Source organism: Dysosmobacter sp. HCP28S3_G4, assembly GCF_052065175.1.
GTDB lineage: Bacteria > Bacillota > Clostridia > Oscillospirales > Oscillospiraceae > Oscillibacter.
Window position 1 is genome coordinate 1 of sequence record NZ_JBQHUP010000125.1, and the last position, 385, is coordinate 385.

Below are 385 nucleotides of genomic sequence, written 5' to 3' on the forward strand. Positions count from 1 at the left end.
GGACAGATATCCTGCTTCCGCTACTTCTTCCAGTATCCAGCCAAAGATCTGGTTCACTGTATCCTCTGTAAACCGATGACGGAAATTATAACTCACTGTGGAAAAATGCGGTGTTTCCTCCTGCAGCGTATATCCCAGGAACCAGCGGTAGCAGATATTTGGAGTGGTACCCTTTAAGTGCAGTCGCAAATTCCCCAAAAATCTGTTAAAGTGAAAAACAAAGATGGAGGGGATCACAATGGGAAAGTACAGCAAGGAATTCAAGAAAGAGGCTCTCAAGCTGTCTGATGAGATTGGGGTGAAGAACGCTGCCAACCAGCTCGGCATCGCATACTACACACTGGCAGACTGGCGAAGCATACGCCGGAACCGGCCGCCCACGAAG

Annotated in this window: 2 protein-coding genes; one reads left to right on the forward strand and one right to left on the reverse strand. The window is 48.8% G+C overall.

Annotation, left to right across the window (positions count from 1 at the left end; genetic code table 11):
* On the reverse strand, positions 1–237 hold a 237-nt coding region (locus ACTNBU_RS12745), incomplete at its 3' end, for a transposase (protein ID WP_441034471.1).
* 1 nt (position 238) lies between these two features.
* Here ACTNBU_RS12745 and ACTNBU_RS12750 point away from each other — a divergent pair.
* Positions 239–385 (forward strand): transposase (locus ACTNBU_RS12750; protein ID WP_441034473.1); only part of this gene is annotated, 147 nt, incomplete at its 3' end.